The sequence below is a fragment of the Burkholderia sp. Ed8 genome (assembly GCF_040761425.1).
Lineage (GTDB): Bacteria > Pseudomonadota > Gammaproteobacteria > Burkholderiales > Burkholderiaceae > Burkholderia > Burkholderia seminalis.
In genome coordinates, this window is record NZ_CP142885.1 from 1,151,464 (window position 1) to 1,178,169 (window position 26,706).

Here is a 26,706-nt window from a genome sequence, read left to right on the forward strand (position 1 = left end):
GCTAAGATGCCGTCGCTTCATATTTCGGGATAGCCGTCCTGTCGCACGCATTCAAACCAAATATAAGCCTGACAGTTCGACGGTATTAGAAGAAGTCGAACAAGTCGGGGGCTTGGCCAGTGAATGCAGCAGATCAGCGGTGGGTCGTTATCTATTTGAGTACGGGGTTTTCGTTGGCCCAGGCCGCGCGTCTTGGCGAGGCCTTCAACCTGGCGAATCGCCTGCATGCGTACAGTGCGGATTACCAACTGAAGTACGTATCCGAAAGCGGGGGACTGTTGCAGTCGTCGTCCGGCGTGAGAATCGCGGCCGAGCCGCTCGGTGACGAGCATGGCCGTCGCGCACTCGCGTTCTTTCATCTTCACGGCGAGCGCGCGGCCGTCAACTGGGACGACGCGTTGCAGCGGCGCCTGACCGACATTCGACGGCATGCGCGCTGGATCGTCGATGCGATGGACCTGCCCGCGCTCGCGGCCACGCGGCGGCCGTCGGCGTCGATCGACGTGCGGCCGGGCCGGGGGGCGCGTCGTGGCGCGACGACGGTCGAGTTGCAGGCCGGCGAGACCGACGTGTTCGCCGCCGCGCTCGACATGTTCCGCGTCGACCTCGGCGACAGCGCCGCGCAGGAGATCGCCAGCAACATGATGCGGCCGGTCGAGCAGCGCTACGCGCAGTCGATGTGGGCGTTTCGCGAACTGAGCGCGAGCCCGCCGATCCGGATGTCGGCGCAGCGGCTGCGCGCGCAGAGCGTGAACCGCGTGTCGATCGCGAACGCCGCGCAGGTCGCCGCGATGAGCGAGCGCAATTTCCTGCGGCGCTTCAAGAAGGAGATCGGCGTGACGCCGACCGAGTTCGTTCAGCACGTGCGGCTCGAGCGTGCGTGCCACATGCTGATCCACACGACGCTGCCGGCCGACAAGGTCGCGCGGCGCACCGGGTTCGGCAGCGGCGAGCGGCTCGCGAAGCTGTTTCGGCAGCGCCTGCTGATCTCGCCGACCGAATTTCGCGTCGCCGAGCGGGACCGGCTGCTGAATCGCGGCACCATGTCGACCGAGGCGGACGAGGGTTCCGGCGCCGCGTACCGCGCCGGCGACGGGGCGAGTTGGGACGCGTGTATCGACGCGCACGAGAAAACGGGACGGATACCCGTAAAATCGCCCTGTCGCGATCTCGATTCCCGGTTTCCATGCCCTTCCTCCCCACTACCGCCACCGCCCCTTTCTGCCCGTCGGAAGTAAAGGGCAGCATCACGATCGACGCCGGCGCGCCGCGCTGGCAGAAGCTCAAGCGCTTTTTCGGCCCCGGCCTGCTCGTCGCGATCGGCTACATGGATCCCGGCAACTGGGCGACCGACATCCAGGCCGGCTCGCAGTTCGGCTATTCGCTGCTGTGGGTCGTCGCGTTCTCGAGCCTCGCGGCGATCTTCCTGCAGATGCTCGCGGCGCGGCTCGGCCTCGTCGCGGGCAAGGATCTCGCGCAGGCCAGCTACGAACGCTACGGCCGGTTCGGCCGCATCGTGCAGTGGATCACCGCCGAAATATCGATCATCGCGTGCGACATCGCGGAAGTGCTCGGCTGCGCGCTGGCGTTCAAGCTGCTGCTCGGCGTGCCGCTCGCGTGGGGCGTCGTGCTGACCGCGCTCGACACGGTGATCGTGCTCGGCCTGCAGGGCAAGGGCTTCCGGCAGATCGAGGCGATCGTGCTCGGGCTGATCGCGACGATGGCGTTCTGCTTCGTCGCGCAGGTCGCGATCACGCCGCCCGACTGGCATGCGGTGGTCGGCGGGCTCGTGCCGGGCGATCCGGGCCATGACCGCAAGGACGCGATCGTGCTCGCGCTCGGCATCGTCGGCGCGACGATCATGCCGCACAACCTGTACCTGCATTCGTCGGTCGTGCAGACGCGGCATGTCGTCGGCGGCGCGCGCGGCATGATTCGCGACACGCTCGCGCTCGTGCGCATCGATACCTGCGTGTCGCTGTTCGTCGCGATGCTCGTCAATGCGGCGATCCTGATCGTCGCCGGTGCGGCGTTCCACGCGACCGGCCTGCACAACGTGACCGACATCGAGCAGGCCTACAAGCTGATTACGCCGATCGCGGGCGGCGCGGCCGCGTTGCTGTTCGGCATCGCGCTGCTCGCGTCGGGGCAAAGCTCGACGCTGACCGGCACGATCGCCGGCCAGGTGATCATGGACGGCTTCCTGCATACGAAGATCCCGTGCTACCAGCGCCGGCTGATCACGCGCGGGCTCGCGCTCGTGCCGGCGCTGATCGGCGTGCTGTGGCTCGGCGACGGGTCGGTCGGGCAACTGCTCGTGTGGAGCCAGGTGCTGCTGAGCCTGCAGCTGCCGTTCGCGATGTGGCCGCTGATCCGCTCGGTCAGCGACCGCGACACGATGGGCGAGCACACGATCGGCCGCGGGATGCAGGTCGCCGCGTGGGCGCTGTTCGTCGTCATCACCGGCACGAACCTGTTGTTGATTACCGGTGTCGCGGGCTGATACAGCCTGTCACAGGCTGACACAGCCGCGCGGCGCGCATACGGTAAACTGCGGCCTTTCCATCGTTGTCCGAAGTCCGTTATGTGGAGTGAAATCAGCAACATCGGCGACGCCGCGCTGACCTTGCCGATCGCGCTGACCTGCGCGGCCTGGCTGGCGATGGCCGACTGGCGCCTCGCCGCCCGCTGGGGCATGCTGCTCGCCGCCGGCATGGGCGTCGTTGGCGCGACGAAGATCCTGTATGCCGGGTGCGGCATCGAGCTGCCGCAATTCGATTTCCGCGTGATCAGCGGCCATACGATGCTGTCGACGTCCGTGTGGACGGTTGCGCTGTCGATGCTGTGGCAGGCGTTCCGGCCCGGCAAGGCGCCCGGCATCGCGGCCGGGCTGGCCGTCGGCGCGATCACGGCCGTCGCGCGTGTGTTCGACCACTCGCACACGCTGCCTGAAGTCGTCGTCGGCTGGATGCTCGGCGCGCTGGTCGCGCTGGTGTTCCTGCGCGGCTACGACGGCGCGCGGCAGCGCGCGTTCTCGCCGCGCATCGCGGCGGTTTGCCTGCTGCTCGTGTCGGGCATCGCGTACGGGCATCGCGCGCCGTTCCAGCAGATGATCGACATGCATTCGCCGCAGCTCTGCGCGTTCGTGCGCGCGCCGTCGGGCGACGGATTCTGACGGCTGGCGGTTTCCCGCCGGCGTTCGTCCGGCGGTTCCCCGATCGATTGTCCCGAGCGCCATTGCGCGTCCCGCGTCGCGGAACGTCACCCTTGCCATTCCCCGAATCGGCGCATCGGCCGGCCCGCCGGATCGTCCGTGTCGGCTCGCGCGTTCGCGCAGGGGCGCGAAGGTCATGAACGGTGCCTATGACCGGGTATAACGAATATTCATTTCATCGATTGGCGGCATTCGCGTACGCTGGCTGACGTTCAACCGGGGCAGGCCGCCGGACTGACCGATGCGCGTCACGATCATCTCGATATACTCGCGGAAACCGTGCGGTGCGTCGTCACGACCGCGCACGGTCGACCGGCCCGTGTCGGCCGGGATAGGCACGGAAAAACCCGTCGCGGCAGCGTTCCGCGACGACGAACCACGACAGGAGCCCGTCACATGACAGCCGTTTCATCGCGCCTCGCAGGCAAGTGCGCATACATTACCGGCGCCGCTGGCGGCCTCGGCCGCGCGATCGCGCGCCGGATGGTCGAGCAGGGCGCGCGCGTGTTCGTGACCGACATCGCCGAGGCGGCGGTGCTCGATGCGTTCGCGCAGGAACTCAACGCGGGCCACGCCACGCCGGTCGCGTTCGCCGCGACGCAGGACGTGCGCGACGAAGCGCGCTGGCAGGCGCTGCTGGCGCAGGCGGTCGATGCGATGGGCGGGTTGTCGGTGCTCGTCAACAACGCGGGCGTCGGCTCGATCGGTTCGCCCGCGCAGATCGAGCTGGACGAATGGCGGCGCGTGATGGCGATCAACGTCGAGAGCATCGTGCTCGGCTGCAAGCATGCGCTGTCGTATCTGGCCGAGAGCCATCCCGCGTCGATCATCAACATCTCGTCGGTCGCCGCGTTCAAGGTCGAACCGGATTTCACCGCGTACAACGCGTCGAAGGCGGCGGTCGCGTCGCTGACGAAGTCGGTCGCGATCGACTGCGCGCGCCGCGAAATCGACGTGCGCTGCAATTCCATTCACCCGGCGTTCATCCGCACGGGGATCGTCGAGCCGCTGTTCCAGTCGCTCGGCGAACGCGACGCGACGCGCAAGCTCGCGCGCGGCATTCCGCTGCGCCGGCTCGGCGAGCCGGACGACGTCGCGCACGCGGCGGTGTATCTCGCCTCCGACGAGAGCCGCTTCGTGACGGCCGCCGAACTCGTGATCGACGGCGGCATGTGCGCGGTCTGACGCGCATCCCGAACCACAACGACTGGAGGAGAACATCGTGTCGACACCCGTGAACCGCCAACTGCTGCTGAAGACACGCCCCGAGGGGCGCGTCGGCCGCGAACATTTTTCGCTCGTCGAGACGCCGGTGCCGGCGCTCGCGGACGGCGAGGTGCTCGTGCGCGTGCTGTACCTGTCGATGGACCCGACCAACCGCGTGTGGATGAGCGACGTGCCGCAGTACCTGCCGCCCGTCGCGATCGGCGAGGTGATGCGCGCGCTCGGCATCGGGCGCGTGGTCGCGTCGCGTCATGCGGGGTTCGCGCCCGGCGATCTCGTGCAGGGGCTCGTCGGCTGGCAGGACTATGCGGTCGTGCCGGCCGACCAGGCCGCGCAGCTCGTGAAGCTGCCCGCGCAGTCGGGCCTGCCGCTGCCGACGCTGCTCGGCGCGTGCGGGATGAGCGGGCTGACCGCGTACTACGGGCTGACCGACATCGCGCCGGTGCAGCCGGGCGAGACGCTTGTCGTGTCGGCGGCGGCCGGATCGGTCGGCTCGATCGCCGGACAGATCGGCAAGATCCACGGCGCGCGCGTGGTCGGCATCGCGGGCGGCGCGGACAAGTGCCGCTATCTGACCGAGACGCTCGGCTTCGACGCGGCCGTCGACTACAAGGCCGACGATTTCCGTCAGCAACTGAAGGCGGCGACGCCGGACGGCGTGCACGTGAACTTCGAGAACGTCGGCGGCGAGGTGATGCGGGCAGTGCTGTCGCGAATGGTGATCGGCGGGCGCGTCGCGCTGTGCGGCGTGATCTCGAACTACAACAGCGGCCGCGCGGCCGACGACGTCGGCGTGCTGATCTCGAAGCGGTTGACGATGCGCGGCTTCCTGATCCTGGACTACCGCAAGAGCCGCGAAGCCGTGCAGACGCTTGCCGGCTGGCTGCGCGACGGCCGGCTCAAGGCCGAGGAAACCGTGGCGGATGGTCTCGAGAATGCGCCCGAGGTGCTCAATCGCCTGTTCGACGGCGACCATCGCGGCAAGCTCGTGCTGCGCGTCGATCCGGATGCGTGACGAGGCGGAGAGGCAAGTCGCCGGTTGCCGGCGACCGGTGCCGACTACAGTGAGTTCGATTAACCGGGCCGTATTTTAGGACTTGTCCCATATATTGTCCCGGCCGCTCTCCCTAAAGTGATTGCCAGCAGACAGGCGGCGTGACCGACGCGTCACGCCGCCTTTTTTTGGGTCACGCGAAAGGGGAGAGGGAACATGCGAAACGACGCGAAACGGGGGGCATCGGCATCGGGCGCGGTGCGCAATCGAACGGCGTCGCGTACGGGTGGCGTGCAGCGGATCGCTGTCGGGCTCGGTGTCGCGCTGGCCATGTCGAGTGCGATGGCAAACGGGCAGGCGACGTCGGACGGCGTCGTGCATTTCACGGGCGCCCTCGTCGATCTCTACGACGTGACGCTCGATGCGCCGTCCGGCGCGTTCGTCGAAGGGCGGGAGATGACCGGCAGCGCGGTGGCGACACTGCGGTTCGAAGCGCACGGCCGGCGCTTGCCGGGCGCGCAGGTGACGCTGGCCGCGGCCGATGGCACGCCGTTCGAGCCGGATGCCGGTTCGGGGGTACGCGCCACGTGGCGCGATGCGCGCGACGATCGAAGCGTGCCGCTGGTATCGGGGCGCGCGTATCGCGTCGGCCCGTACGGCGGTGTGATGACGGTTGCGGCGGATGACGAAACGGGCGCCGTGGCGCCCGTCGTCATCAACATCCGTCATCCTTGACGGCGCGCGTCACTCGCCCTGTTCCGAGCGTGCATAGATGTCCCAGCTCGCCATGAACAGCGCCGCCACGAGCGGCCCGATCACGAAGCCGTTGATGCCGAACAGCGCCATCCCGCCGAGCGTCGAGATCAGCACGACCCAGTCGGGCATCTTCGTGTCCTTGCCGACGAGGATCGGGCGCAGCAGGTTGTCGACGAGGCCGATCACGCCGACGCAGAACGCGACGAGGATCACGCATTTCCAGACCGCGCCGATCATCAGGAAGTAGAGCGCCGCCGGTACCCACACGAGGCCCGCGCCGATCGCGGGCAGCAGCGACAGGAACGCCATCAGCGCGCCCCACAGCACGACGCCCTCGATGCCGAGGATCCAGAAGATCAGGCCGCCGAGCGCGCCCTGCACGAGCGCGACCGCGATGTTGCCCTTCACGGTGGCGCGCACGACCGTCGTGAATTTCGCGAGCAGCAGGTTCTTGTGCTCGTCGTCGAGCGGCAGCGCGCGGCGCACGCGGCGGCCGATCTCGCCGCCGTCGCGCAGCAGGAAGAACACCATGTACAGCATCACGCCGAAGCTCACGATGAACTGGAACGTGTTCTGGCCGATGCTGAGCGCCTGGGTGGCCGCGAACTGGCTGATCTGCGCGGCGCCGTCGGTCAGCTTCTTCTGGATGCCCGGGATGTTGGTCAACCCGTATTTCTGCAGCAGGTGCTGGATCGACGACGGCAGCGCGTGAATGATGTCCTGGAAGTACTGCGAATAATTCGGCGGCGCCGACTTGATTTCCTGGTAGACATACGCGATTTCCTGCACGAGCGTCGCGGCGACGAACACGAGCGGCAGGATCACGATCAGGATGATCAGCGACAACGTGAGGAGCGCGGCCAGGTTGCGCCGCTTGCCGAAGCGCGCGGCGAGCCAGCGCTGCACGGGCTGGAACAGGATCGCGAGAATGGTGCCCCAGAACACGGCGCCGGAGAACGGCGCGAGGATCCAGCAGAGTCCGACGGTGACCGCGGCCAGCAGGAAATAGAAGAATTTTTGGTGATCGTGTCCGCTATCCATGGGTGGCGTTCGCGCAGATTGTTGCTTCGTTTGATTGAATTGCGTGGCCCGGCGCGCGATCGGCTCGCGAACGTCACGGGTTCGCGGCGGAGCGCGGCGCGGGGCGGCCCGAACGGGAGTATGCCCGCAAAGGCCCCGCGATCATAGCGGCCGCGTGTGACCCATGCGAAAACGCCGCGGCCGGGGCCGCGGCGCTGCCGGGAAGCGGGCGCGGCCCGAGGCCGCGTGCCGCATCGTCAGATGTTGAGCTTCGTCACCTTGGTGCCGTTCACCGACAGGTCGCCCATCAGGCCCGCGTTGGTCAGGACCAGCACCTCGACCGGTGCGGTGGCCGTGTTGGAGTCGACCGCGCCGTTCGCGCCGACCTTCACGACCGCGACCGACGCGTCGGCGCCGGCCGACCAGCCTTCGGACTTGCGGAACGAGTCGAGCGCATCCTGCGTCATGAACAGGAACACGATCGCCTTCGACTGCGCGCCGGCCTGCAGGCCGACCGACAGCGACGACGTGTTGTAGTAGCCGACGGTGCTGCCGCCGACGCGCAGCGCGCCATTGCCGGACTGGCCGCCGACGATGAAACCGGCCTGCAGCACGTTCGGGAACACGAGCGTGCCGCGCGATTTCGCGACGAGCTCACGCGAACCCGGCACCGTCGAATAGAGGCGCGACAGCGTGGCGTTCACGCTGGCGTCGATCGACTGGCGCTTCGATGCGCTGGCGGCGGGGCTGTCGGGTTTGTCGGGCGTGGTCGTGCAGCCGGCGAGCGCGAGGCTGCCGAGCATCACGGCGGCGGCGGCCTTCATGGCGAGAGACTTCTGCATGGCGGTTCTCCTTCGTTGTCTGATTGAAGATGGGCGGTGCGGGCAGCGGGGCGGCTGGCCGCGGTCAACGGCGGGACAGCAGCAGGCCCGCAACGAATGCGAGACCGGCCACGACGCCGGCGGTTTGCCACGGGTTGTCGTGCACGACCTGCGACACGCGTTCCGCCGACTCGCGCAGCCGGGCGGCCGCGCTGCCCGACGCGTAGTCGAGCGCGCCGCGTGCTTCGTCGAGCTTGGACTGCACGCGCTTGCGCAGGGCGGCGATATCGCCGTCGCCATCGTTTTTCAACAGGTCTTCCAGTTCGTCGACCAGCCCGCGCAGATCGTCGGTCACGTCCGCGTGCAGGTCGCGGGCGGCCGAGCGTGTCGTACGTCCCACGCGCCGGCCGGTGCGACGGATGTCGGAGAGGCCGCGGTCCAGCTTGTGTTCGATCGAGTCGGTGAGCGCCATGATGTTTATCCTCCTTCGATTCAAGGCCAATTTGAAGATAAGACGAATCCCAGCAACCAATGTGATTCACTTGACCCGATTGAGTTTCGAGACAATTTTTCAATTCGTCGGCGGAATTGCCGGGAAGCCCCGCCACGCGGGGCCGCGCGAAGATTGAAAAAAATTCTCAATTGGGCGAAACGCGTGCAGCTCAAAGCGATACGAAGTGAATGTGCGGTAAATATGGCGTCGCCCGGGGTACCAGGTAAATAGTGCCATTGCAGGCGATGGGCTGATGCAAATGCACTAATCGACGCCGTACGGGCGAGCAGGGTTTGTGCCTGCGCCCGGCATTCGCGGGCCGTTGCCCAGTGCGAGGTCGACGACGACGGGATCGTGGTCTGATGACCGATACGCGTCGGGTGCGTAATAGGACGACCGATGCGCGACCGTTTTGTAATCGGGCACCGGTTGCAGGGCAAACGGTTCATCGGCGTTGATGTGCCAGACGTGCACGGCCCTGACGCGCGCGGCCACGCCCGGCGTCGCGAGCGCGTGATCGAGGCTGCCGGCCTCGCCGCCGAATACGTAGCTGTACGCAGTATCGCCGACGAAGCGTGCCACCAGGTTCGTATAGCCGCGCGCTTCGAGCGCACGAACGGGGTCTTCCTTCGCATAGCTGTTCAGGTCGCCGATCAGCAGCACGCCGTCGGCCGCGGCGCCCGTCGGCGACGTGGCGAGCCAGTCGGCGACGCGCACGGCTGCCCGCGTGCGGGCCGCATTCCAGCAGCCCTGGCCGTCCGACTGGTCGCGATCGGCGCCGCTCGCGTTCGGGCAGTTCTTCGACTTCAGGTGATTGACCGCGACCGTGAACGCACGTGTGCCGCCGACGCGCCGGAATGTCTGCGCGAGCGGCGGCCGGTGCCGGCCGCCCAGCGTGACGGTGGCGGCGCGCCCGACCGGCTCGACCGCGCGGCTGTCGTACAGCAGCGCCACCGCGATCGCATCGTCGCCGAGCCGCGCGGTACCGGGATCGACCGCGCGCCAGCCGTCGCCGAGTTGCGTGGCGAGACGCCGCACGGCGCTCGTGTCGCCGTGGCCGTTGTTCGCGATTTCCATCAGCCCGATCACGTCGGCGTCCAGCGCGCGCAACGCCGCGACGATCTTTGCTTCCTGCCGCGCGAATGCCGCGGGTGATTTTGCGCCGCGATCGGCCGCTGCGCCGAATCCGCCGCCGTGGCCGTCGCCGTTGAAGTAGTTGAAAACGTTGAACGACACGATGCGCACGTCGGCGTCGGGATGCCGGCGTGGCGCATCGGTACGCGGATTCGTCGCGGCGTCGAACACCGGTGGTGCACCGGTGGCCGGTTGCAGGCGCCACGCGCCGTAGCGCAGCTCGAGCACGCCTTCGACGCCGCGCACCGTGTAGCCCGCGCGCAGCGTGTTGGCGGCGCTCAGTGCGGGCGGCGGATAGCGGACTGCCGTGCGATCGAGGCGGTTCGAGCCGTCGTCGAGCACGATGCGGTTGCGCGCGTTGGCCGCCGCGCGCGCCGCGGCCTCGGCGGGCGGCGCGACCTGGGTCGGGATGCGCAGCCGGCCGTTGCTGAGCACGACGCTGCCGTAGCGGCCGAGTTCGTGCGTGTCGCTGACGGTCAGCGTTTGCGGCAGGCGCACCAGCATGCTTTCGTGCGCGGCCAGCACGTCCGGCGTGGCGACCGGCAGCGTGAGCGTGGCGGGCGTGACCGTCTGCCCGCGTGCGCAGACGGCGATGCCGCCCGTCAGCGTGAATTGCGTGCGGCCGTATCGATCGTCGACCCGGCCGGTGAGATGCACGAGATCGCCGGCGTTCGCGCGTGCGTTCGGCGCGTATACGAACAGGCCTTCCGGGACGCCTGGCGTGCGCTTGCGCCGCGCGTCGGCCTGCTGGACGAAGAAGCCGCCGAGGCCGTCGGCCCCGCCGAACGCCGCCGTGACGACGGCCTCGATCGACGTCGTGTGCCCTGCCGCCGGCGACGGGCCGCCGGCGCGGCGCAGTTCGGCAATCGCCGAGGTCGCGCCGCCGCAGCCGGCGCTGACCGGCAGCGCGGCCCCGGCCGGGCGGACGAAGAGGGCGGGCAACAGCGCAACGGCAAGCAGCGGCGGCAGGCGTGACATGGGGCGGTCCTCGGGAAGAAAATCCGACAGTTCGGGCCTGCATCCTGAAGGCAAAATGTCAGGAAGCGGCCGAATTGGCCGTCAGGCCAGTGCCGATCGGCCAACGATGTCGGCCGGCCGCATCGCGGCTGTTACGCTTTCGCATCGGGTGCCGCGTGCCGATCGCGCGGCGAACGCTGCCGCGCCCCGTCCCCACAGGAGAAATCCATGTCTTACATGCTGTTGATTGTCGAACCGACCGAACAGCGCGCCGAGCGCACGCTCGACGAAGGTCAGGCGCTGTACGCGCGGATGGTCGATTTCGCCGAGACGTTGAAGGCGCGCGGCGTGCTGCGCGGCGTCGAGTCGCTGGAGCGCTCCGAGCGCGGCACGCGCGTGCAGGTGCGCGACGGCGAGACGCGCCTGCTCGACGGCCCGTTCGCGGAGGCAAAGGAAATGGTCGGCGGCTTCTTCCTCGTCGATGTCGACACGCGCGAAGAGGCGATCGAGATCGCGCGCCAGTGCCCGGCCGCGCAATGGTGCACGGTCGAGGTTCGGGCGGTGGGGCCGTGCTTCCTGTAACGACGGCGACTCGGTATTTACCCTGATGCGTCGCGGCGCGTGTCGATCCGGCCGTCTTTCGTCCGTCGTCCGGATAAGGCCCCGATGAACGGGCGCCTCCTGCCATCGACGACAAGGAGTACACGATGCGATTCATGATCATGATCCGGGCGAACGCCGTCAGCGAATCCGACGCGTTGCCGGACAACCGGCTGGTCGAGGCCATGACCGTCTATCACGAGGAACTGGCCAGGGCCGGCGTGCTGCTCGACGCGAACGGGCTGCGGCCGAGCGCGCGCGGCTGGCGCGTGCGCTACACGGGCGGCAAGGGCACGGTGGTCGACGGGCCGTTTGCCGAAACGAAGGAACTGATCGCCGGTTACACGCTGATCCAGGTGCGTTCGCGCGACGAGGCGCTCGAATGGACGCGGCGGTTTCCCGCGCCGTTCGGTGCCGAGATGGATTGCGAGATCGAGGTGCGGCCGCTGTTCGAACTCGACGACCTCACGCCGAGCGATGCGGTCGAGCGGTTCCGCGATCTCCACGTCGGCCGCGCCGGCGCCTGAGCGTCCACGTCGATCCAACTTCACCGGGAGCACCCGTCATGCACAAGATGGTCTTCATCAACCTGCCCGTGGCCGACCTGCCGCGCTCGAAGGCGTTCTACCAGGCCCTCGGCTTCGAAGTCGTGCCGGCCTATACCAACGACCAGGCCGCCTGCATCAAGATCAGCGACACGATCTTCGCGATGCTGCTCGTGCGGTCGTTCTTCCAGACCTTTACCGGCAAGACGATCATCGATCCGGCGACGCAGGTGCAGGTGCTGTCGTGCCTGTCGTGCGACAGCCGCGCCGAGGTCGACGCGATCGTCGCGAAGGCGCTCGCGGCCGGCGGCTCCGCGCCGCAGGCCCCGCGCGAGTATCCGAACATGTACGGCCACGGGTTCGACGATCCGGACGGCCACGCATGGGAGCTGATGGCCATGCCGCTGGACGCGTCGGGCCAGGGGCAGGCGTCGTGACGCTTGAGGCGACGCATCGTGCGATCGAAGCGGTCTGGCGGATCGAGGCGCCGAAGATCATCGCGCGTGCCGCGCGCGTGGTGCGCGACGTCGGCGTGGCCGAGGAACTGGCGCAGGACACGCTCGTCGCGGCGCTCGAACACTGGCCCGTCGACGGCGTGCCCGACAATCCGGCCGCGTGGCTGATGACGGCCGTGAAGCGCCGCGCGCTCGACCGTGTCCGGCAGGAGTCGCTGCATGCGGCGAAGCGCGACCAGCTCGGTCACGAGATGGACGCGCTCGAAGCGCACGTCGTCCCCGACATCGCGGAGGCGCTCGCCGACGCGAGCGAGGACGACATCGGCGACGACCTGCTGCGGCTGATCTTCACGTCGTGCCACCCGGTGCTGTCGACCGATGCGCGGGTCGCGCTGACGCTGCGGCTGCTCGGCGGGCTGACGACCGGCGAGATCGCGCGTGCGTTCCTGACGCCCGAGCCGACGATCGCGCAGCGGATCGTGCGGGCGAAGCGCACGCTGTCGGCCGCGCACGTGCCGTTCGAGGTGCCGGCCGCCGATGCACGGCCGGCACGGCTCGCGTCGGTGCTCGAAGTGATCTACCTCGTGTTCAACGAAGGCCATGCGGCGACCGCCGGCGACGACTGGACGCGTCCGGCGCTGTGCGACGAAGCGCTGCGGCTCGGCCGCGTGCTGGCCGGACTCGCGCCGGACGAGAGCGAAGTGCTCGGGCTCGTCGCGCTGATGGAACTGCAGGCGTCGCGCATGCATGCGCGCACCGATGCGCAGGGCCGGCCGGTGCTGCTGCTCGATCAGGATCGCAGCCGCTGGGATCCGCTGCTGATCCGGCGCGGCCTCGCGGCGCTGGAGCGGGCGACCAAGCTCGGCGGCGTGCGCGGGCCGTATGCGCTGCAGGCCGCGCTGGCGGCCTGCCATGCGCGTGCGCGGCAGGCGTCGGATACCGACTGGGCGCAGATCGTCGCGCTGTACGACGCGCTCGCCGAGGTTGCCCCGTCGCCGGTCGTCGAGTTGAATCGCGCGGTGGCGGTGGGGATGGCGTTCGGGCCGGCCGCGGCACTCGACATCGTCGATGCGTTGCGCGACGATCCCGCGCTCGCGCGTTATCACTGGCTGCCGAGCGTGCGCGGCGACCTGCTGGCCAAGCTCGGCCGCACCGACGAAGCCCGGCTGGAGTTCCGGCGCGCGGCGGACATGACGCGCAACGCGCGCGAACGCGAATTACTGCTCAAGCGCGCGACCGATGCCTGACGCATGAGGCATGACCCACGCGGAGCGCGCCGAACGCATGGTCCCGACGCCACCCGCGCCCCCACCCGACACTATCGCGCGCATTGAAAAAGCCTATTGGGGGATGCGAACGCGAGCGCCTAGATTGAAGAGCACGATGTGCGCGCCCCGGCACACGCATCGTTCCCCACATACTTCATCGGCCCGGCTTCGCACGCGGCCGCGCCGACTCGAACGGAGGCGCAAATGGCTCAACTCAAGGGCAGCAAAACCGAAGAGAACCTGAAGGCCGCATTCGCGGGTGAATCGCAGGCGAACCGGCGCTATCTGTATTTCGCTTCGAAGGCCGACGTCGAAGGGCAGAACGACGTCGCCGCGCTGTTCCGCTCGACCGCCGAAGGCGAAACGGGCCATGCGCACGGCCATCTCGAATACCTGGAAGCGGTCGGCGATCCGGCCACGGGCTTGCCGTTCGGTTCGTCGCGGCTGAATCTCGAATCGGCGATCGCCGGCGAGACGCACGAATACACCGACATGTATCCGGGCATGGCGAAGACCGCGCGGGACGAAGGCTTCGACGAAATCGCGAACTGGTTCGAAACGCTGGCGAAAGCCGAACGCAGCCACGCGAACCGCTATACGAAGGCGCTGGACAGCCTCGTCGACTGACGGGCCGCCGCGGGCCGCACGGCATCGCCGCGCGTCCGGCATGCGGCCGGCCGTTCGTTCATCGCTGCCCGCCGCGCGGGCGGCGCGCTCGCGCGCATGCGCGCCACGCTGGAGCGCCCCATGCCCCACAAGGAAGGCAGTCTCGAAGCCCCGACCCGGCATCCGCTCGACTGGCAGTCCGATGCGTTCTACGACCAGGCCGCGATCGATGCGGAAATGACGCGCGTGTTCGACATCTGCGCCGGGTGCCGGCGTTGCGTGTCGCTGTGCGGCGCGTTTCCGGCGCTGTTCGACCTGGTCGACGACACGCCGATGGGCGATATCGAGGAAGTGCCGAAGGCAGCGTTCGGCAAGGTCGTCGACCAGTGTTATTTGTGCGACCTCTGCTACATGACGAAATGCCCGTACGTGCCGCCGCACGCATGGAACGTCGACTTCCCGCACCTGATGCTGCGCGGCAAGGCCGCGCGCTACCGGCGCGGCGAAGTGGCGTTGCGCGACAAGGTGCTGTCGAATACCGATGCGCTCGGTCATTTCGCGGGCATTCCGATCGTCACGCAGGCCGTCAACGCGGTGAACCGCACGCCGCCCGCCCGCCACGCGCTCGAAGCGGCGCTCGGCGTCGATCGCGACGCATGGCTGCCGGAGTTCGCGCCGCGCAAGTTCCGGCGCGCCGCGCAGCGCTCCGGCAACCCGCCCGTGCGCGACGGTGAACGCACGCCTGGCAAGGTCGCGATCTACGCGACGTGCTACGTGAATTTCAACGAACCGGGCATCGGCCACGATCTGCTCGCGATCCTCGCGCATAACGACATCCCGTACGAACTCGTCGCGCGCGAAGCCTGCTGCGGCATGCCACTGCTCGAGCAGGGCAACCTCGCGGGCGTGGCCGCGAAGAAGGCCGCGAACATCCCGGTGCTCGAACGCTATGCGCGCGAAGGCTACGCGCTGATCGGCGCGATTCCGAGCTGCGTGCTGATGTACAAGAGCGAGCTGCCGCTGATGTTCCCCGGCGACGACGCGGTGCGCGCGGTGGCCGATGCGTTCTGGGATCCGTTCGAATACGTGATCGCGCGCCATCGCGACGGGCTGCTGAAGACCGATTTCAAGACCGGCCTCGGCACCGTGTCGTATCACGTGCCGTGCCATGCGCGCGTGCAGAACATCGGCCGCAAGACCGCCGACGCGCTGTCGCTCGTGCCCGATACGCGCGTGAACGTCGTCGAGCGTTGCTCGGGGCATGCGGGCACGTTCGGCGTGAAGAAGGAATTCCATGCGGACGCGATGCGGATCGGCGCACCCGTGTTCAAGGCGATGGCCGAGCCGCGGCCGGACGTCGTGTCGTCCGACTGCGCGCTGGCCGGCCATCACATCGTGCAGGGCATCGACGAGAAGGGGCTGCCGTCCGCGCCGCTCGCGCATCCGCTCACGCTGCTGCGCCGCGCCTACGGCGTCTGACGACGCCCGCCATCCTCGAGGACCTCTCATGACGCTGACCCGCGACTCCCTGCTGACGCTCGAGGCGTACGCGAAAATCCGCCGGGCCGAACACGCGCGGCTCGTCGCGTACAAGCGCCGCCGCGCGGTGGCGCTCGGCAACCATCTGCGCTTCCTGTTCGAGGACGAGACGACGATCCGCTATCAGATCCAGGAGATGCTGCACATCGAGAAGATCTTCGACGAGGCAGGCATCGACGGCGAGCTGGACGCGTATCTGCCGCTGATACCCGACGGCACCAACCTGAAGGCGACGATGCAGATCGAATACGAGCACGAGGCCGAGCGGCGCGCGGCGCTCGCGCGGCTGATCGGCGTCGAGGATCGCGTGTACGTGCGGGTCGACGGGCATGCGAGCGTCTACGCGATCGCCGACGAGGATCTCGAGCGCGACACCGCCGAGAAGACGTCGGCCGTGCACTTCGTGCGTTTCGAACTCGACGCGCCGATGCGCGCGGCGCTCAAGGGCGGGGCGGCGCTGTCGATCGGCTGCGATCATCCTGCCTATACGATGCCGCCGCAGCGCGTCGACGCGGACGTGACCGCATCGCTGGCCGGCGACCTGCGCTGACCGACGCGCGTCCCGCGCGCCCGGTTTCCGCCGTTCCATTCCGACCCGAAACAGGGGGCTGCCCGGCTGTCGCCGCGAAGATGTAACACGCGTCACGAATTTGCACGCGGAGACATACCGTGCATCGCGCGTCACCGCCCTTTCATCACTCGCAGAGAAACAATATCAAGATTGTGTACGAAGATAATCACGGCGAACGGAAATTGAATGATTTACCGATTCGTGAATCTCTCGTTACGAATTTTCCCATGATTTACCGATTTTAGGCAGCAGTTCCGGCGATTGTTGCCGGCAAGGGTCGGACCAGCCTGTAACCGGTTATTTCAAGCCATTCTTCATACCCTGTAGAGCCCCGCCAGGCGGGCCTTTGCAGCGACGGGCATAAAGATCTCGCAAAAAAATTCAAGCGTAAATGGATTGCGCATCAATGGCAGGTTGTTTCAGTGCGTAACATTAAGTCATTGTCATATTGAGATAAACCCTGAGGATGGTATGCTTCGTGCACAAAAATTCCCACATTGGAGTGAGACCGTGATTTGTGCGCCATTGCCGGGAATCACGGCACCGTAAAAGTGCGGTGCCGAGCCGGCATGCACAACACCGGATAACCATAATGTGCAACCTGGCCGCCCCCGCGACGCGAAGTGTCGCAATGGCGCCGCCAATCGCAGCCCGGCCTGGCTGCGTGGAGAGATCTACTATGTTCTTCGATGAGCTTAACGATGAAGAGTGGTTTCGTCTTTCAACGCTGATCGCCGATGAACCCATCCGGCTGAATCGTCGTGGGCGTCCGCGCGCCGAACCGCGCGTCGTCGCCAATGCGGTGCTCTGGATCCTGACGACCGGTGAAGCCTGGTCCAAGCTGCCCGGCCGCTATCCGTCCGGGCCGACGTGCCGACGCCGCTACGAGGAGTGGCTTGCGAACGGCACGCTGCTGCAGATGATCGACGTGCTGACCCAGTTCAGCGGGCGCACGTTCGCGTATATTCCGCCGCCGCCGGTGCCTGTGGTTCCCGCGCGCCGTGTGGAATCCGTGCCCGACAACGATCGCTTGCGCGGCGTGTTCTGGCAAAACCCCGAGTCGTGGCAATTGCCGGTCGCTCAGGCAAACGTTTGGGAGGGCGAAGGCGCGTCGGTCAGCGCGAGGCAGGACGATGCGGTGATCGACCGGTCCGACGCATCGTTCGTGGTGCCCGGCGCGCCGTCGACGGAGTTGCGTCATGCGCATGTGTCGTCGGCGAGCTTCGCCGCGGCCGAACCGCAAGTCGACTCGTATCGCGGCTATACGATCAGCGGCACCGCGCAGCCGGTGCAGAACCTGATGTATCGCGCGTGGGCCGAGATCTCGCAGGACGACCGGCGCGTGGAACGCTCGGGCCTGATCGGCCCGCGCTTTACCGACGCCGAGGAAGCCGAGCAGTACGCGCTCGACTGGGCGCGCCAGTGGATCGATCGCCACGGCGCGAGCGACGAGCCGGCGCGCGCGCCGCAAAGCGAGGTGCTGGCCGGTCTGTCGGCGCTGTCGCGTGCGGAGTCCGACATCAAGCGCTTCATCGCCGAGCGTCATACCGGTGCGCTGACCGAAAGCCGCAACGATCCGGTGCAGTCGGAACGTCGCGAGTACGCGTACCGCGTCGGCTGATCGCGGTGCCGATGCGAGGCGCGGGCCGTCGTGTGCCACGACGCCCGCGCGTGCTTGCCCGGGTACGTTCGCGAGACCGTTGTCGGTGTGAACGGGCCTGGCCCCCGGGGCGCCGCCGTCGAAGCGGCGCCCCGGGCGTTTGATGCATCACTGGCGGCCGTAGGTATCGTCGAAGCGGACGATGTCGTCCTCGCCGAGGTACGCGCCCGATTGCACTTCGATCAGTTCGAGCGGCATCTTGCCCGGGTTCTCCAGGCGGTGCGAGACGCCGAGCGGGATGTAGGTCGATTCGTTTTCGGACAGCAGGAACGTTTCGTCGCCGCGCGTGATGCGCGCGGTGCCGCGCACGACGATCCAGTGTTCGGCGCGGTGGTGATGCATCTGCAGCGACAGTTGCGCGCCCGGCTTCACGACGATGCGTTTCACCTGGAAGCGCTCGCCCATGTCGACCGAGTCGTAGTGGCCCCACGGGCGATGCACCTTGCGGTGATCGGTGGCTTCCGCGCCGCGTTGCGCCTTGATGCGGCCGACGATTTTCTTCACGTCCTGCACGCGCGACTTGTCCGCGACGAGCACCGCGTCGGGCGTTTCGACGACGACGAGGTTCTGCGTGCCGACGCAGGCGACGAGCCGGCTTTCCGAATGCGCGAAAGTCGATTCGGCGCCTTCGAACAGCACATGGCCGCGGCCGACGTTCTGCGCATCGTCCTTCGGCGAGATCTGCCAGATCGCGTCCCACGACCCGACGTCCGACCAGCCGGCGTCGAGCGGCACGACCACGCTTTCGCACAGTTGCGGCAGGCTCGCGAGCGGCTCCATCACCGCGTAGTCGATCGAGTTCGACGGCGACGCGGCGAACGCCTCGCGATCGACACGGAAGAAATCGCCGTCGTCCTTGCCCTGGGCGACGGCCGTTTCGCACGCGGCGTAGATCGCCGGCTCGAGCTGGCGGATCGCCTTCAGCCAGACCGACGCGCGCACGATGAAGATCCCGCTGTTCCACCAGTATTCGCCCGATGCGACGTACTGCTGGGCGAGTTCGAGGTGCGGCTTCTCGACGAAACGGTCGAGGCGGCGCACGTCGAGGCTGCCGGTCGCGGCGTCGCCGAGCGGCGCGCCCACGCGGATGTAGCCGTAGCCGGTCTCCGCGTGCTTCGGCACGATGCCCATCGTCGCGATCTTGCCTTGCGCGGCGCAGTGCACGCCGGCCGCGACCGCTGCGTGAAAGCGCGGCAGGTCGGCGACCGCGTGGTCGGCCGGCATCACCGTCATCACCGCATCGTTGCCGCCGGCGACGAGCCGCAGCGCGGCCAGCGTGAGCGCGGGCGCGGTGTCGCGGCCGAGCGGCTCGAGCATGATCGTCGCGCGCTTGGCCGTCAGGCGCAGCTGTTCGGCGGTCGTGAAGCGGTGATCCTCGCCGCACACGATCAGCACGTCGTCGTTCAGCGGATGGTCGGCCGCGAGGCCGTCGAGGCGCAGGGCGGTCGACTGCAGCAGCGAATGATCGCCGAGCAGGCCGATCAGCTGTTTCGGAAAACGTTCGCGCGACATCGGCCACAGGCGTGTGCCGGAGCCGCCGGCAAGAATCACCGGTTGCACCGCGAGGCGCGTGCCGGCGGCGGGGGCGGCGGAAGAAGCATGGCGCGTTTCGGCTGCCACGGCCGGAGCATTCATGATGGCACTCTCCACGGTTGAAGTCAGTGCCTGTCGTTGTAGCATGAAGTAAATCGACAATAAAACCGGGCCCATTGCCTGATATTCATCGGGCATTCATCTGGAAAAATTTTCCGCGCTAGCATCGGATGCAAATAAAAAAATAAAAAATAATTCCGTGCACCGGCAGCTGGCGCTTGCCTGTAAAGGGATTGCGCCGAACGGAAAGTTTCAGAAAAATTCTCGATTTCAGATCGATTCGGGAAAACGTGCCGAATTAATTCAAAAAGTTCGCGGCAAGAATTTCCGATTATTTTTCGAAATACTTGTGCGCTTGAGGGGGGATTTTCTTGTCGCTTCAATAGCGTCATGCAACGTTTGAATCGAAGGTGCGGCACGGGTCGCACGAGGAGCTGTTCGGCAAACGCCTGTTCAAAGAGGAAGCAGACATGTTGAGCGTGCTGGCGAGAGTCATCGATATCGCGATGGTCGTAGCGGGGGCGCTGATCGCCGCCGCGCTGCACGACGGCAGTATCTGGCTCAACGACCTGCAGCGCACGACGGTGCTGTTCGACTGCCTGCTCGTCGTCGTGTTCTTTCCGGCCATCGGCATTTACCAGTCGTGGCGCGGCAAGCGTCTCGTCGGGCTGGTGGGCCGGGTCGCGTTCGCGTGGCTCGTGGTCGAGCTCGCGGGCATCCTGATGAGCTTCAGCTTTCACCAGTCGGGCGAACTGTCGCGGCTGTGGCTCGGCTACTGGGCGCTCGTGACGATGGCGCTGCTCGCCGGCTCGAAGACGTGCGTGCACGTCGTGCTGCGGCAGCTGCGTCGCGGCGGCTACAACCTGAAGGCGGTCGCGATCGTCGGCGGTACGCCGGCGGCGCGGCGGCTGATCGCGCAGATGCGGGCGCGGCCGGAAGCCGGTTTCAACCCGGTGTGCGTGTACGACGAAAGCGAGGCGCCGGGCGAAGTGGCGCTCGACGACGTGCGCATCGAGCGGCAGTTCGAATCGCTGGTGTGGCTGGTGCGCAGCCGCGCGATCAGCGAGCTGTGGCTCACGCTGCCGATCACGGAGGAGCGCCGGATTCACCAGATCGTGACGGTGTTCCGCCACGACTTCGTGAATATCCGCTTCATCCCGGACGTGCGCACGCTGTCGTTCTTCAACCAGGAAGTGGTCGAGGTGCTCGGCGTGCCGGCGATCAACCTCGCGGCGTCGCCGATCACCGACGTGCGGATCCTGCCGAAGTTCGTGTTCGACCGGCTGTTCGCGCTGGCGGCGCTCACGGCGCTCGCGCCGGTGATGGTGCTGATCGCGGCCCTGATCAAGCTGACGTCGCGCGGGCCGGTGTTCTTTCGCCAGAAGCGCAAGGGCATCGACGGGCACGAGTTCGAGATCTACAAGTTTCGCTCGATGAAGGTGCATCAGGAAGTGGCCGGGCAAGTCACGCAGGCGACGAAGAACGACACGCGCGTGACGCCGGTCGGCCGGTTCCTGCGCCGCACGAGCCTCGACGAGCTGCCGCAGTTCATCAACGTGCTGAAGGGCGAGATGTCGGTCGTCGGCCCGCGCCCGCATGCGCTCGCGCACGACGACATCTACAAGGATCTGGTCAAGGGCTACATGTTCCGCTACCGGATCAAGCCGGGCATCACCGGGTGGGCGCAGATCAACGGGTATCGCGGCGAGACCGACCAGATCGAGAAGATGATGGGGCGCGTGAAGCTCGATCTGTACTACATGCAGAACTGGTCGTTCTGGCTCGACATCAAGATCGTCGTGCTGACGCTCTGGAAAGGCTTTACCGGCAGCAACGCGTACTGACGCGCCGCGCAGGCGTTCCGGTTTTACGAATTTCGAATCATTGGTCACGAGGTCCGACACATCATGAATCTGACTATCATCGGCAGCGGTTACGTAGGTCTTGTCACCGGCGCCTGTCTCGCCGACATCGGGCACGACGTGTTCTGTCTCGACGTCGACCAGGCAAAGATCGACGTCCTGAACAACGGCGGCGTGCCGATCCACGAGCCGGGCCTGAAGGAAGTCATCGCGCGCAACCGCGCGGCCGGCCGCCTGCGCTTCTCGACCGACGTCGAGGCCGCGGTCGCGCACGGCGATGTGCAGTTCATCGCGGTCGGCACGCCGCCCGACGAGGACGGCTCGGCGGACCTGCAGTACGTGCTCGCCGCCGCGCGCAACATCGGCCGCTACATGACGGGCTTCAAGGTGATCGTCGACAAGTCGACGGTGCCGGTCGGCACGGCCGAGCGCGTGCGCGCGGCGGTTGCCGACGAGCTCGCGAAGCGCGGCGGCGACCAGATGTTCTCGGTCGTGTCGAATCCGGAATTCCTGAAGGAAGGCGCGGCCGTCGACGATTTCACGCGTCCGGACCGCATCGTGATCGGCTGCGACGACGACGTGCCGGGCGAGCGCGCCCGCGAACTGATGAAGAAGCTGTACGCGCCGTTCAACCGCAACCACGAACGCACGCTGTACATGGACGTGCGCTCGGCCGAGTTCACGAAGTACGCGGCCAACGCGATGCTCGCGACGCGCATCTCGTTCATGAACGAGCTGGCGAACCTCGCGGACCGCTTCGGCGCGGACATCGAGGCCGTGCGCCGCGGGATCGGCTCCGATCCGCGCATCGGCTATCACTTCCTGTATGCCGGCTGCGGCTACGGCGGCTCGTGCTTCCCGAAGGACGTCGAGGCGCTGATCCGCACGGCCGACGAGCACGGGCAGGCGCTGCAGATCCTGAAGGCCGTGTCGTCGGTCAACGCGACGCAAAAGCGCGTGCTCGCCGACAAGATCGTCGCGCGTTTCGGCGAGGACCTGACGGGCCGCACGTTCGCGATCTGGGGCCTGGCGTTCAAGCCGAACACCGACGACATGCGCGAAGCGCCGAGCCGCGAGCTGATCGCCGAGCTGCTGTCGCGCGGTGCGCGCATCGCCGCGTACGACCCGGTCGCGCAGCAGGAAGCGCGCCGCGTGATCGCGCTCGATCTCGCCGATCACCCGAGCTGGCTGGCGCGCCTGACCTTCGTCGACGACGAGGCGCAGGCCGCGCGCGACGCCGACGCGCTCGTGATCGTCACCGAATGGAAGATCTTCAAGAGCCCCGACTTCGTCGCGCTCGGCCGCCTGTGGAAAGCGCCGGTGATCTTCGACGGCCGCAACCTGTACGAGCCGGAGACGATGAGCGAGCAGGGCATCGAGTACCACCCGATCGGCCGGCCGGGCTCGCGCCAGGCCGTCGCCGCCCGCGTGCCCGGCGCCGCGCGCGCGAGTGCGTAACCCGTTTCCCGTCACTCGTTACGAGGCGCCATGTTCCGGAACATCCTGATCGTCTGCCACGCGAACGTCTGCCGCAGCCCGGCAGCGGAAATGCTGTTCAAGTCGCACGCCGCGTCGCGCGGCGGCCCGCGCCCGACCTTTCACTCGGCCGGCGTGCACGCGAATGACGGCGACGGCATCGATCCGGTGATGCGGCAACTGCTCGCCGAGCGGGGCGTCGATGCGACGACCCACCGCTCGCGGCGGCTGTCGCGCCGGCTGGTGCGCGACGCCGACCTGATTCTCGTCAGCGAGCGCGGACAGATCGCGGCCGTCGAATCGGTCGATCCGTTCGCGCGCGGCAAGGTCCACCTGCTCGGCAAGTGGGAAGGGGCCGAGATTGCCGACCCGCACGGCGGCCCCGAGGCCGACTACCGCGAGAGCTACTCACTGATCGAACGTCTGGTTCAAGGATGGCTACAGAAACTATGCTGAAACGCCCGATGCGCCCGGTGGCGCTTGCCGTCGCGCTGACGACTTTCCTGTCGGCCTGTGCAACCGCTCCCGGCAACTACCTCGACTCGTCGAACCTGAAGGACGAAGGCCGGCAGCAAGCCGCCGAAACCTATCCGGTGCATTACATCGACGCCAAAGTGGTGATGGACCAGCTGCAGAAGGCGCAGGTCGACCATCCGCTGCCGCCGGGACGTTACACCGACCCGTCGCAGTACACCTATCGCGTGGGCCCGCAGGACATCCTCGGCGTCACCGTGTGGGACCACCCCGAGCTGACGACGCCGCAGGGCCAGTCGTTCTCGAGCGGCGGCAACACGACGCAATCGGTCGCGGGCGCGCTGCAGCAGCCGTATACGACCGCGCTGCCGGGCCAGGCCGATCCGTATGGCCAGACGGTGGGCGCCGACGGCACGATCTTCTTCCCGTTCGTCGGCCGGGTGCGCGTGGCGGGCAAGACCGTCGCGCAGATCCGCGACGAGATGGCGTCCGGCCTGTCGCGCTACGTGAAGAATCCGCAGCTCGACGTGCGCGTGCTGTCGTTCCGCAGCCAGAAGGTGCAGGTGACGGGCGAGGTGAAGCAGCCGGGCCCGCTCGCGATGAGCGACGTGCCGCTGACGCTCGTCGACGCGATCTCGCGCTCGGGCGGCTCGACCAACGAGGCCGACCTGCAGCGCGTGCGCCTGACCCGCGACGGCAAGCTCTACACGCTCGACGCGAACGGCGTGCTCGATCGCGGCGAAGTCAACAAGAACGTGATGCTGCAGGCGGGCGACATCATCAACGTGCCGGACCGCAGCGACAGCCGCGTGTTCATCATGGGCGAGGTCAAGACGCCGGTCACGGTGCCGATGCTCAAGGGCCGGCTGACCATCGCCGACGCGCTGACCGCGGGCGGCGGCATCCTCGACACCGACGCGAACCCGCGCAAGATCTACGTGATGCGCGGGATGCGCGACAACCCGACGAAGCCCGAAGTGTTCCGTCTCGACATGACGCAACCCGATGCGCTGATGCTGTCGAGCCGCTTCCCGCTTCAACCGCTCGACGTCGTCTACGTCAGCACGGCCAGCTCGGTGCAGTTCAACCGTGTGCTGCAGCAGGTGCTGCCGACGATCCAGACGATCTTCTACATGCGGCAAATCACGCGCTGATAGCCCGCCGGGGCGGCGCCTCCGCCCCGGCACCACTCAAGCGGGAACGAATGGTGAACACGCAAGCGAAACACTCCTACGCGGATCTGTCCGTGAAAACCGAGGAAGAGGACGTCGTCCTCGGCCAGTTGCTCCAGGTGATCATGGACGACATCTGGCTGCTGCTCGGCATCGCGGTGACGGTCGTCGCGCTCGCCGGCCTCTACTGCTACGTGGCGAAGCCGGTGTACCAGGCCGACGTCCACGTGCGGGTCGAGAGCAACGACAACACGTCGCAGGCGCTCACGCAGACGCAGACCGGCGCGACGATCAACACCGGTCCGCAGCAGGCGCAGACCGATGCGGAAATCGAGATCATCAAGAGCCGCGGCGTCGTCGCGCCGGTGGTCGATCAGTTCAAGCTGAATTTCTCGATCGCGCCGAAGACGCTGCCGGTGATCGGCAGCCTCGCCGCGCGCCTCGCGACGGCGGGCGTGCCGTCGCGGCCGTGGCTCGGCCTGAAGTCGTATGCGTGGGGCGGCGAAGTCGCCGACGTCGATTCGATCAGCGTCGTGCCGGCGCTCGAAGGCAAGAAGCTGACGCTGACGGCCGGCCCGGACGGCACCTATTCGCTGGTCGACCCGAACGGGACGCGGCTGCTGTCGGGCCATGTCGGCGAAGCGGCGCAGGGCGGCGGCGTGACGCTGCTCGTGCAGAAGCTCGTCGCGCGCCCCGGCACGCAGTTCACGGTGGTCCGCTACAACGATCTCGACGCCATCAGCGGCTTCCAGGCCGGCATCCAGGTGACCGAGCAGGGCAAGCAGACGGGCGTCGTGCAGATCTCGCTCGAAGGCAAGGACCCGGACCAGACCGCCGCGATCGCGAACGCGCTCGCGCAGTCGTACCTGAACCAGCACGTGGTCGCGAAGCAGGCCGAGGCGACCAAGATGCTCGACTTCCTGAAGGGCGAGGAACCGCGCCTGAAGGCCGACCTCGAACGCGCGGAAGCGGCGCTGACGCAGTACCAGCGCACGTCGGGCTCGATCAACGCGAGCGACGAGGCGAAGGTCTACCTCGAAGGCAGCGTGCAGTACGAACAGCAGATCGCCGCGCAGCGCCTGCAGCTCGCGTCGCTCGCGCAGCGCTTCACCGATTCGCACCCGATGGTGATCGCGGCCAAGCAGCAGCTCGCGGAACTGCAGGGCGAGAAGGACAAGTTCAGCAACCGCTTCCGCAGCCTGCCGGCCACCGAAGTGAAGGCCGTCCAGCTCCAGCGCGACGCGAAGGTCGCCGAGGACATCTACGTGCTGCTGCTGAACCGCGTGCAGGAACTGTCGGTGCAGAAGGCCGGCACGGGCGGCAACATCCACCTCGTCGATTCGGCGCTGCGTCCGGGCGATCCGGTCAAGCCGAAGAAGGTGCTGATCCTGTCGGCGGCCGTGTTCCTGGGCCTGATCCTCGGCACGGGCGTGGTGTTCCTGCGCCGCAACCTGTTCCAGGGCATCGAGGATCCGGACCGCATCGAGCGCACGTTCAACCTGCCGCTGTACGGGCTGGTGCCGCAAAGCGCCGAGCAGGTGAAGCTCGACGCGGCGGCCGAGAAGGGCGGCGGCCGCGCGCGGCCGATCCTCGCGAGCCTGCGTCCGAAGGATCTCAGCGTCGAGAGCCTGCGCAGCCTGCGCACCGCGATGCAGTTCGCGATGATGGACGCGAAGAACCGCGTGATCGTGCTGACGGGCCCGACGCCGGGCATCGGCAAGAGTTTCCTGACGGTCAACCTCGCGGTGCTGCTCGCCCATTCGGGCAAGCGCGTGCTGCTGATCGACGCCGACATGCGCCGCGGCCTGCTCGACCGCTATTTCGGCCTGACCGCGCAGCCGGGCCTGTCCGAGTTGCTGAGCGACCAGGCGCCGCTCGAGGATGCCGTGCGCGAAACGCCGGTGCAGGGCCTGTCGTTCATCGCGGCCGGCACGCGTCCGCCGAACCCGTCGGAGCTGCTGATGTCGTCGCGCCTGCCGCAATACCTCGAAGGGCTCGGCAAGCGCTACGACGTCGTGCTGATCGATTCGCCGCCGGTGCTGGCGGTGACCGACGCGACCATCATCGGCCGCATGGCCGGCTCGACGTTCCTCGTGCTGCGCTCGGGCATGCATACCGAAGGCGAGATCGCCGATGCGATCAAGCGCCTGCGCACCGCGGGTGTCGACCTGGAAGGCGGGATCTTCAACGGCGTGCCGCCGAAGGCGCGCGGCTACGGCCGCGGTTATGCGGCCGTGCATGAATACCTGAGCGCCTGATCCGTCGGGCGCGT

At 67.5% G+C, this 26,706-nt stretch carries 24 protein-coding genes; 19 read left to right on the forward strand and 5 right to left on the reverse strand.

From position 1 onward, the window contains the following. Nucleotides 1–173: 173 nt before the first annotated feature. The 6 genes from VXM69_RS05450 (at nucleotide 174) to VXM69_RS05475 (ending at nucleotide 6,167) form a co-directional block, all read left to right on the forward strand. Nucleotides 174–1,238 carry a helix-turn-helix domain-containing protein gene (locus VXM69_RS05450; protein ID WP_226251889.1) on the forward strand — a complete coding sequence of 355 codons (1,065 nt, stop codon included), beginning with the start codon at nucleotides 174–176 and terminating at the stop codon, nucleotides 1,236–1,238. Then, nucleotides 1,187–2,503, forward strand: coding sequence for an Nramp family divalent metal transporter (locus tag VXM69_RS05455; RefSeq protein WP_049028188.1), 1,317 nt, complete (start codon nucleotides 1,187–1,189; stop codon nucleotides 2,501–2,503). Before VXM69_RS05450 ends, VXM69_RS05455 begins: the two co-directional genes overlap by 52 nt. Nucleotides 2,504–2,584: 81 nt before the next feature. Continuing rightward, complete coding sequence (locus tag VXM69_RS05460; protein WP_034185680.1) at nucleotides 2,585–3,175, forward strand: phosphatase PAP2 family protein; 591 nt, start codon at nucleotides 2,585–2,587, stop codon at nucleotides 3,173–3,175. A 435-nt stretch (nucleotides 3,176–3,610) separates the two neighbouring features. Then, nucleotides 3,611–4,399: an SDR family oxidoreductase gene (locus tag VXM69_RS05465; protein ID WP_034185681.1), complete on the forward strand. Its 789-nt coding sequence runs from the start codon at nucleotides 3,611–3,613 to the stop codon at nucleotides 4,397–4,399. A 37-nt stretch (nucleotides 4,400–4,436) separates the two neighbouring features. Further along, nucleotides 4,437–5,453, forward strand: a complete 1,017-nt coding sequence (locus tag VXM69_RS05470) for an NADP-dependent oxidoreductase (RefSeq protein WP_367189120.1) — start codon at nucleotides 4,437–4,439, stop codon at nucleotides 5,451–5,453. Nucleotides 5,454–5,648: 195 nt separating this feature from the next. Continuing rightward, the gene (locus VXM69_RS05475; protein ID WP_034185683.1) at nucleotides 5,649–6,167 is read left to right on the forward strand and encodes a hypothetical protein; all 519 of its coding nucleotides are present in this window, start codon (nucleotides 5,649–5,651) and stop codon (nucleotides 6,165–6,167) included. 9 nt (nucleotides 6,168–6,176) lie between these two features. Here the strand turns inward: VXM69_RS05475 and VXM69_RS05480 are convergent, their stop codons facing one another. From VXM69_RS05480 to VXM69_RS05495, 4 genes are all read right to left on the reverse strand, one after another. Then, on the reverse strand, nucleotides 6,177–7,229 hold the full coding sequence (locus tag VXM69_RS05480; protein WP_034185684.1) for an AI-2E family transporter: 1,053 nt from the start codon (nucleotides 7,227–7,229) through the stop codon (nucleotides 6,177–6,179). Nucleotides 7,230–7,465: 236 nt separating this feature from the next. Further along, the gene (locus VXM69_RS05485) at nucleotides 7,466–8,050 is read right to left on the reverse strand and encodes a YSC84-related protein (protein WP_034185685.1); all 585 of its coding nucleotides are present in this window, start codon (nucleotides 8,048–8,050) and stop codon (nucleotides 7,466–7,468) included. Nucleotides 8,051–8,114: 64 nt separating this feature from the next. Continuing rightward, nucleotides 8,115–8,501, reverse strand: a complete 387-nt coding sequence (locus tag VXM69_RS05490; protein WP_034185686.1) for a YqjD family protein — start codon at nucleotides 8,499–8,501, stop codon at nucleotides 8,115–8,117. A gap of 285 nt (nucleotides 8,502–8,786) precedes the next feature. Then, complete coding sequence (locus VXM69_RS05495; protein WP_367189121.1) at nucleotides 8,787–10,634, reverse strand: ExeM/NucH family extracellular endonuclease; 1,848 nt, start codon at nucleotides 10,632–10,634, stop codon at nucleotides 8,787–8,789. A 207-nt stretch (nucleotides 10,635–10,841) separates the two neighbouring features. Between VXM69_RS05495 and VXM69_RS05500 the strand changes: the two genes are divergently transcribed. The 8 genes from VXM69_RS05500 to VXM69_RS05535 all read left to right on the forward strand — a co-directional run bounded on the left by VXM69_RS05500 (nucleotide 10,842) and on the right by VXM69_RS05535 (nucleotide 17,818). Continuing rightward, on the forward strand, nucleotides 10,842–11,195 hold the full coding sequence (locus tag VXM69_RS05500) for a YciI family protein (protein ID WP_034185688.1): 354 nt from the start codon (nucleotides 10,842–10,844) through the stop codon (nucleotides 11,193–11,195). Nucleotides 11,196–11,320: 125 nt separating this feature from the next. Further along, a complete protein-coding gene (locus tag VXM69_RS05505) occupies nucleotides 11,321–11,740 on the forward strand; it encodes a YciI family protein (RefSeq protein WP_124609066.1) in 420 nt (139 codons plus the stop codon). Between the two features lie 38 nt (nucleotides 11,741–11,778). Beyond that, the gene (locus VXM69_RS05510; RefSeq protein ID WP_367189123.1) at nucleotides 11,779–12,195 is read left to right on the forward strand and encodes a VOC family protein; all 417 of its coding nucleotides are present in this window, start codon (nucleotides 11,779–11,781) and stop codon (nucleotides 12,193–12,195) included. Beyond that, a complete protein-coding gene (locus VXM69_RS05515; RefSeq protein WP_049029219.1) occupies nucleotides 12,192–13,460 on the forward strand; it encodes an RNA polymerase sigma factor in 1,269 nt (422 codons plus the stop codon). Before VXM69_RS05510 ends, VXM69_RS05515 begins: the two co-directional genes overlap by 4 nt. 225 nt (nucleotides 13,461–13,685) lie before the next feature. Beyond that, nucleotides 13,686–14,108 (forward strand): rubrerythrin family protein, encoded by a 423-nt coding sequence (locus VXM69_RS05520; protein ID WP_006497294.1) that lies wholly within the window; start codon nucleotides 13,686–13,688, stop codon nucleotides 14,106–14,108. A 120-nt stretch (nucleotides 14,109–14,228) separates the two neighbouring features. Next, the gene (locus VXM69_RS05525; protein WP_034185966.1) at nucleotides 14,229–15,566 is read left to right on the forward strand and encodes a heterodisulfide reductase-related iron-sulfur binding cluster; all 1,338 of its coding nucleotides are present in this window, start codon (nucleotides 14,229–14,231) and stop codon (nucleotides 15,564–15,566) included. A gap of 28 nt (nucleotides 15,567–15,594) precedes the next feature. Next, entirely contained in the window at nucleotides 15,595–16,176 is a 582-nt protein-coding gene (locus tag VXM69_RS05530; protein WP_367189124.1) for a DUF3501 family protein, read from the forward strand. A gap of 700 nt (nucleotides 16,177–16,876) precedes the next feature. After that, nucleotides 16,877–17,818: a DUF6566 family protein gene (locus tag VXM69_RS05535; protein WP_034185693.1), complete on the forward strand. Its 942-nt coding sequence runs from the start codon at nucleotides 16,877–16,879 to the stop codon at nucleotides 17,816–17,818. Nucleotides 17,819–17,965: 147 nt separating this feature from the next. Here the strand turns inward: VXM69_RS05535 and VXM69_RS05540 are convergent, their stop codons facing one another. Next, nucleotides 17,966–19,492: a mannose-1-phosphate guanylyltransferase/mannose-6-phosphate isomerase gene (locus VXM69_RS05540; RefSeq protein WP_034185694.1), complete on the reverse strand. Its 1,527-nt coding sequence runs from the start codon at nucleotides 19,490–19,492 to the stop codon at nucleotides 17,966–17,968. 428 nt (nucleotides 19,493–19,920) lie between these two features. On the opposite strand from VXM69_RS05540, the gene VXM69_RS05545 reads away from it, so the two are divergent. From VXM69_RS05545 to VXM69_RS05565, 5 genes are all read left to right on the forward strand, one after another. Beyond that, nucleotides 19,921–21,294 (forward strand): undecaprenyl-phosphate glucose phosphotransferase, encoded by a 1,374-nt coding sequence (locus tag VXM69_RS05545; protein WP_034185967.1) that lies wholly within the window; start codon nucleotides 19,921–19,923, stop codon nucleotides 21,292–21,294. 63 nt (nucleotides 21,295–21,357) lie between these two features. Beyond that, a complete protein-coding gene (locus VXM69_RS05550; protein ID WP_367189125.1) occupies nucleotides 21,358–22,770 on the forward strand; it encodes a UDP-glucose/GDP-mannose dehydrogenase family protein in 1,413 nt (470 codons plus the stop codon). A gap of 30 nt (nucleotides 22,771–22,800) precedes the next feature. Beyond that, a complete protein-coding gene (locus VXM69_RS05555) occupies nucleotides 22,801–23,244 on the forward strand; it encodes a low molecular weight protein-tyrosine-phosphatase (protein ID WP_034185696.1) in 444 nt (147 codons plus the stop codon). After that, on the forward strand, nucleotides 23,238–24,416 hold the full coding sequence (locus VXM69_RS05560; RefSeq protein WP_034185697.1) for a polysaccharide biosynthesis/export family protein: 1,179 nt from the start codon (nucleotides 23,238–23,240) through the stop codon (nucleotides 24,414–24,416). The genes VXM69_RS05555 and VXM69_RS05560 overlap by 7 nt, the downstream gene beginning before the upstream one ends. Before the next feature lie 50 nt (nucleotides 24,417–24,466). Then, a complete protein-coding gene (locus tag VXM69_RS05565; RefSeq protein ID WP_034185698.1) occupies nucleotides 24,467–26,692 on the forward strand; it encodes a polysaccharide biosynthesis tyrosine autokinase in 2,226 nt (741 codons plus the stop codon). Nucleotides 26,693–26,706: the final 14 nt, after the last annotated feature.

Bases quoted from the DNA above. Each gene is read 5' to 3' on its own strand.
- VXM69_RS05525 (WP_034185966.1), top strand. From the start codon at position 14,229: ATGCCCCACAAGGAAGGCAGTCTCGAAGCCCCGACCCGGCATCCGCTC.
- VXM69_RS05500 (WP_034185688.1), top strand. From the start codon at position 10,842: ATGTCTTACATGCTGTTGATTGTCGAACCGACCGAACAGCGCGCCGAG.
- VXM69_RS05495 (WP_367189121.1), bottom strand. From the start codon at position 10,634: ATGTCACGCCTGCCGCCGCTGCTTGCCGTTGCGCTGTTGCCCGCCCTC.
- VXM69_RS05560 (WP_034185697.1), top strand. From the start codon at position 23,238: ATGCTGAAACGCCCGATGCGCCCGGTGGCGCTTGCCGTCGCGCTGACG.
- VXM69_RS05480 (WP_034185684.1), bottom strand. From the start codon at position 7,229: ATGGATAGCGGACACGATCACCAAAAATTCTTCTATTTCCTGCTGGCC.
- VXM69_RS05530 (WP_367189124.1), top strand. From the start codon at position 15,595: ATGACGCTGACCCGCGACTCCCTGCTGACGCTCGAGGCGTACGCGAAA.
- VXM69_RS05535 (WP_034185693.1), top strand. From the start codon at position 16,877: ATGTTCTTCGATGAGCTTAACGATGAAGAGTGGTTTCGTCTTTCAACG.
- VXM69_RS05545 (WP_034185967.1), top strand. From the start codon at position 19,921: ATGTTGAGCGTGCTGGCGAGAGTCATCGATATCGCGATGGTCGTAGCG.
- VXM69_RS05485 (WP_034185685.1), bottom strand. From the start codon at position 8,050: ATGCAGAAGTCTCTCGCCATGAAGGCCGCCGCCGCCGTGATGCTCGGC.
- VXM69_RS05550 (WP_367189125.1), top strand. From the start codon at position 21,358: ATGAATCTGACTATCATCGGCAGCGGTTACGTAGGTCTTGTCACCGGC.
- VXM69_RS05475 (WP_034185683.1), top strand. From the start codon at position 5,649: ATGCGAAACGACGCGAAACGGGGGGCATCGGCATCGGGCGCGGTGCGC.
- VXM69_RS05460 (WP_034185680.1), top strand. From the start codon at position 2,585: ATGTGGAGTGAAATCAGCAACATCGGCGACGCCGCGCTGACCTTGCCG.
- VXM69_RS05505 (WP_124609066.1), top strand. From the start codon at position 11,321: ATGCGATTCATGATCATGATCCGGGCGAACGCCGTCAGCGAATCCGAC.
- VXM69_RS05510 (WP_367189123.1), top strand. From the start codon at position 11,779: ATGCACAAGATGGTCTTCATCAACCTGCCCGTGGCCGACCTGCCGCGC.
- VXM69_RS05540 (WP_034185694.1), bottom strand. From the start codon at position 19,492: ATGAATGCTCCGGCCGTGGCAGCCGAAACGCGCCATGCTTCTTCCGCC.
- VXM69_RS05455 (WP_049028188.1), top strand. From the start codon at position 1,187: ATGCCCTTCCTCCCCACTACCGCCACCGCCCCTTTCTGCCCGTCGGAA.
- VXM69_RS05565 (WP_034185698.1), top strand. From the start codon at position 24,467: ATGGTGAACACGCAAGCGAAACACTCCTACGCGGATCTGTCCGTGAAA.
- VXM69_RS05465 (WP_034185681.1), top strand. From the start codon at position 3,611: ATGACAGCCGTTTCATCGCGCCTCGCAGGCAAGTGCGCATACATTACC.
- VXM69_RS05490 (WP_034185686.1), bottom strand. From the start codon at position 8,501: ATGGCGCTCACCGACTCGATCGAACACAAGCTGGACCGCGGCCTCTCC.
- VXM69_RS05520 (WP_006497294.1), top strand. From the start codon at position 13,686: ATGGCTCAACTCAAGGGCAGCAAAACCGAAGAGAACCTGAAGGCCGCA.
- VXM69_RS05555 (WP_034185696.1), top strand. From the start codon at position 22,801: ATGTTCCGGAACATCCTGATCGTCTGCCACGCGAACGTCTGCCGCAGC.